We start from the raw sequence: 5,591 nt of genomic DNA, 5'->3' as shown, positions 1-5,591 counted from the left end.
CACTATCGTTGCGACGTTGCGCACGCTCTTCGCCCATCAGCCAGTCTCACTCATCACAGGGACGTAGGTAGTTACCATCTACCAGAAATTATCTCAATTCATTGCCAACCGTTTTCTGGAGCGTGACAGGCACACACCGTATCCGCGTGACTATCCGGGTCAACGGTGTACCATGCACCGGATCGTAAGTAGTAAGCATGGCTGGCGCGGCAGCATGGCTGCCGCACTCCACACGCTGCGCTACGCGCATGACGAGTGGGTAAGGCAACCATCTCCAGTGCGTGATGGCACTGGAGATGGTTGTCAGTTCTCCTCGCTGCCATACCGGCAGTCTGGAAGCAGGATGTGCTGTCGTTGGCGATTGGCAAGCGTTCATGCGTCTGTTCTATACCCCTACCTTCTACCTTCTATCTCCTACCTTCTAACCTTCTATCTCCTACCTCCTATCTCCTATCTCCTATCCCCTGTAAGAGTTATCCGGGAAAGCTCTTAGTACAACGTTCCTACCTGTCATAGTTCCCGTCTAGTTATACCGGTCTCGCCACAACGGGACTCTTTCGCCTCTGGGCATGTACCCCTTTCCGATGTACCTTGACATTGAGAGAACGGCTTTGCTCTTCATTCTCATCCTAGCCAGGCGAGGCCGCTATGCGCACCAGGTTTCTATTCAGCCTTCTATTCTGCCTGTTGGTAGCGCCACTGACTGTACTTTACGCAGCTCCTGGCCCTCAGCCAGAATTACCATTACCCGCAGGTGATGCGCTGATAGCTCCGCCACCGGCTACACTATCATTTGCGGTGGACGATGACCAACTCTCGCCTCGTTTGCCGAGTCAGTATCTGGCCGGATGGGTTGCTGTTCAGCTTATCTTGCCGGAAAGCACCGGTGCCCTCGATCCTTCCACCGAAGACTGGAACGCTGCGCAGGTAGATCAGATTGTGAATGAGGCGCAGGCCGCGCTCGACTGGTGGCGCGAACGATTGCCGGCTGCCCGGTTGGAGTTTGACCTCTCTGTGCGAGTTGTTCCGACTCGATATGAGCCAATTCGCTATGGACTGGCGCAGGAGGGTCTCTGGATTAGTGATGTCTTAGGTGAGTTAGGTTATATCAGCGCAAACTACTTCGAGCAGGCATACATGGCCTTATTCGATGTGCGTGAACAGCGTGGCACTGACTGGGCAGCAATCTTCTTCATCGTCAATAGCGCGAACGACGATGGTTACTTTGCCGATGGCCGCTTTGCTTACGCTTACCTGAACGGCCCGTTCAGCGTCATTACCTCCGATGGTGGGCCATATCAAACATATTGGCTCCGATCGGTTATCGCGCACGAATTTGCCCATCTCTTCGGTGCACTCGATCAGTACAGTGTTGCCGGGGTTAGCTGTGATCAACGCAGTGGCTACCTGTTTACCCCAACCACGAACAGTATGTTCAACAATTGTGGCACCAATGAGCCAAGCATCATGCACGAATTGATCGACAGCTTTATCACCGGTGCAGTTGACACCTCGGCCCGGCATCAACTCGGTTATCGCGACAGCGACGACGATGGCGTGATTGATGTGCTTGATACGACACCTGCGCTCTCGCTAACGGTCAATCTCCAGGCGGTCAGCCAGCGACCGGTTGTTGAACTGACAGCCCGTGATCTGCCATACCCTTCACCGGTCCAACCTGATGCAAGCGTTAATCAAATTACGGCCATTGAGTATCAGGTTGGCGATGGCGAATGGCAGTTGGTATTGCCGACCGACGGGAGCTTCGATAGCCGCCGCGAAACAGCGCAGATCGAGTTGCCGTTGTACGATGGAACGTATGAGGTTGAGTTTCGTGCGTTTAATACGGCGGGTAATGCCGCAACCCCGATCACGCAGACCTTTACTGTCAGCGGATTAGGGCCGATGCCCGACTATCACATTCCGGCTCCCGCTCAACTTGATGATACAACGCTGATGATCCAATTGCAAGCACCGGCGGACACTCAGGCCATTGAATTGAGCATTGCACGTGATTTTCACAATCCACTCCGATTGCCGTATCAACCAACCCTGCTACTCCCGCTAAGCAGCGAATTGTCACTCATGACAGTGACGACAACAACGACGATGCCAGCGATGTATGTACGTTTTGTTGATAGTGCCGGTCGTCTCTCACCGGCCTATACTCTCCCCATCGAGATTCCGTCACCGTCCTATCATCAGGTGATGGTACCGTTGATCTTACGCTAAACAGAAAGCCCACTCTCCGCCAGGTTAAGCACGGGGAGAGAGAACATTACCTGCCCTCTCCCAATTTGCATGTGTAGTTTGCCCCGGACAAACCCCTGATCCGAGTAGCTGCGTCCATTGCAGTGCAAGAATGTGGTAAATTTTTACCATTTTGGTTTCGTCAGTCATATATACTGCTTTCGTCAGGTATGTTTTGCTTAAAAGGGAGAGTCTCTGTATGCATCATGCCCGTTATATCAACCTTCTCTTGTTGATGAGCCTTTTCCTGGTGGGTTGGCCCTCTGCCCTAGTAACCGCGCAATCGGCTAGCCCCTCAGCTTTTGGTGCTAATACGCACATCGCCACAACCTACCCATTCCCCGACTCATTGCATCAACCGGCAGACGTGATCTCACAAAGTGCGCTGGGCTGGGTGCGGGAGGAATTTCAGTGGGGACGCATCGAACCGCGTCCTGGCCAGTATGACTGGACGTTCACCGACCGGGCAGTCAATGAACTGACGCGGCGCGGAATGAATATTGTTGGTCTGTTTAATCCGGCAGTGGGATGGGGTACACCAAGCCCGGCAGATGACGGTATTCCGCCAGAGCAGGGCAGTTTCTACCCGCCTGACCCGCAACTCTTTGCCGGTTTTGTTGCGACGGTCGTGAATCGCTACAAAGATCGGATACGCTACTGGCAGATCTGGAATGAACCTGACAATCCGGTTTACTGGCGTCCGGCCCCCGATCCGGCTGCGTATGCTGCACTGCTCCGTGCGGTTTATCCGGCGATCAAAGCCGCCGATCCCGGTGCAACCGTGCTGGCAGCCGGGATCGTCTCCCCCGAACCTGCCGGATCGTTCTTGCAGGCACTGGCCGATAACGGTGCCTGGAATGCGTTCGACATCATTGCCCTCCACCCCTACACCGATCCACTCGGCCCTGAAGCCGGTTCGATTGATAGTGTTGGAATTGGTGCGATCCAGACCCTGGCTGCCCGCTTGGGGCCAAAGCCGATCTGGGTCACTGAGTTCGGCTGGGCCGATAGCGAGAGTGATCGAACTGGTGCGCAGTTTGTTGACAGCGAGACGCAGGCCAATTATCTGATCCGGGCGATGGCGCTGCTGCGTCAGGCCGGCGTCGAACGGGTCATTATGTTTCGCTTCAAGGATATGCAACTGCGCAATGGCGTGCCGTACAACGCTTACGGTTTGCTTCGCTACGGCAATGGTCAGGCCGACTACAGTCAGTTCAAACCGGCTTTCAACGCATTCCGCACACTCAACCAGCAGGTAGGTGGACGCCAGCCACTCGGTGTGCGTAGATTGAGCGAGGCACGGATTGCATTCGATTTTGAATGGTCGCTAAACTGGCAGACCTTCCCGGTTGGCAACGGTTCGATTGGATGGAGCAGTGCCCAGGTACGTAGTGGTAGCGGTGCAGCCGAGGTGCGCTATCGCTTCACAACCGGAGGGAATGACTACGTAAGTTTTACCCCTCGTGAAGCTATCAGCTTTCCCGCCGGCACAACCCAGATTGGCATCTGGGTGTACGGTGACGGGAGTAGTTTCGATCTCAAAGTGCAACTGCGCGATACGCAGGGCGAGATTCTCCAATACCGGTTGGGGAAGATTGGGCCAACTGGCTGGCAACAGCTTGTTGCTGCCATCAATGGCCCAGTTGAGCCGGGGAACCGCATCCGTTTCGTTGATGGCAAGCTCGATGGCGAGATCACCTTGCAGGCAATCGTGATCGACGACGATCCAGACAGTCGTACCGGCGAAGGGGTGATCTATCTCGATGATCTGACCGGCTACAGCGGGCCAGAAGCCTACGCAGCTCGTTTTGCCGGCGGCAATGGTGTAGTCGAGGTTGTCTGGGCAGTCGATGGTGGTCGGGTACGGATTCCCAGTGCCGATGCCGTTGTGACAGTTATTGACCGTGATGGTTCACAGCGACAACAGGCTACGTCAGGCGGCTTCTTGACACTCGACGTTGGGCCGCGACCGATCTACCTGATCTACCGCCCAGGAGCTGAACAGCCGGTAGCGCCATCGCAACCAGCGGCCAGCGGCGGATTCGTACCACCCAACGGTGCCTTCGCCGACGACGCGATGCGTAATGTCTGGCAGCGCACCGATCAGCCGGTGGCCGGCGGCGCACCCGGCTTACGACCACGCTCGTGGATCTGGGGGCCACAGCCGATCAGCGGTGCGATGCGCGAACCGTATGCCCAAAGCCCTGGTGGGAGTCGACTGGTACAGTACTTCGACAAGAGTCGGATGGAGATCAACAACCCAAATGCACCGCGCAATCAGTGGTATGTCACGAACGGCCTACTCGTGGTTGAAATGCTTACCGGACGAATACAGCTTGGTGATGCCCAATTTGAAGATCGCACCCCGGCGGATGAAGCTGTTGCCGGCGATCCGGCAGCAGTAAATCCCAACGCGCCGACTTACACCACCCTGCGCAGTGTAGCCTTCCCGGTGCAGACGGGACGTGCCCCAGATCGGAGCGGGCAGGTAGTGACCGCCTTCCTCAGCCGCGACGGAAGCGTGAGCGAACGTCCTGATCTGGGACGGTACGAGGTCCGCATTGGCAGCTACGAATCAACCCTCGGCCACAACATTCCCCAGGTCTTCCTCGACTACTTTGCCCAGCAAGGGGTCGTGCTTGAAAATGGCCGCTACGTCAATCGCCAGATCATCGACTGGGTCTTCGTCATGGGCTTACCGATCAGCGAACCATACTGGGCCAGAGTAAAAGTTGGCGGGGTTGAAAAAGATGTCCTGATCCAGGCCTTTGAACGGCGTGTACTCACCTACACCCCTGACAACGATCCCAACTGGCGGGTTGAGATGGGCAATGTCGGACAGCACTACCTGCGCTGGCGGTATGGTGGGCAATGAATGAGGGTGAGGCCTCGTTGAGCGGGTAACGACGCCAGGGCATCCGAAAGGGTGCCCTGGCGTATTGGAATGGATGAGTGTGCTGCGCAGAGTCGTGTTTCCACTCCGCACGCAGTGGTCTCACGTTTCAGCGCGAATACCGTTGACAGGCAGGATTATTCGGGTCGCGAGGTGTGGAATACAGCAGCGTGGCTGCCGCAGCAGCCGTTCGATAGAGACAACCCCCTCACTGGACTGATGAACAACCATGAAGCCATTCACGACAAACCCGTAGGGGCAGGTTCACAACCTGCCCCTACTGTCCGTTCGTAGGGGCGGGTTCACAACCTGCTCCTCTACAACCCGCCCATCCGTAGGCTATGCATTACCCACATGTCACGTTGCGTTAAGGTGGACTGCAAGCGCTCCCCGTGGCGCAGGCTTCCAGCCTGCGTGGAGGCATCCTCGCCACCGCCGGCAGATGCTG

General features: G+C 56.3%; 2 protein-coding genes. Both read left to right on the top strand.

Going from position 1 to position 5,591, the window contains the following annotated elements:
* Positions 1 to 648 precede the first annotated feature (648 nt).
* Positions 649 to 2,232 carry a hypothetical protein gene (locus VAE55_RS05450; protein WP_322814788.1) on the top strand — a complete coding sequence of 528 codons (1,584 nt, stop codon included), beginning with the start codon at positions 649 to 651 and terminating at the stop codon, positions 2,230 to 2,232.
* Between the two features lie 217 nt (positions 2,233 to 2,449).
* On the top strand, positions 2,450 to 5,125 hold the full coding sequence (locus VAE55_RS05445) for a flagellar filament outer layer protein FlaA (protein ID WP_322814787.1): 2,676 nt from the start codon (positions 2,450 to 2,452) through the stop codon (positions 5,123 to 5,125).
* The last annotated feature ends 466 nt before the right edge of the window (positions 5,126 to 5,591 follow it).

It is taken from the genome of Chloroflexus sp., from assembly GCF_034432675.1.
Classification (GTDB): Bacteria; Chloroflexota; Chloroflexia; order Chloroflexales; family Chloroflexaceae; genus Chloroflexus.
This window is presented reverse-complemented; position numbering and strand designations above follow the sequence as displayed.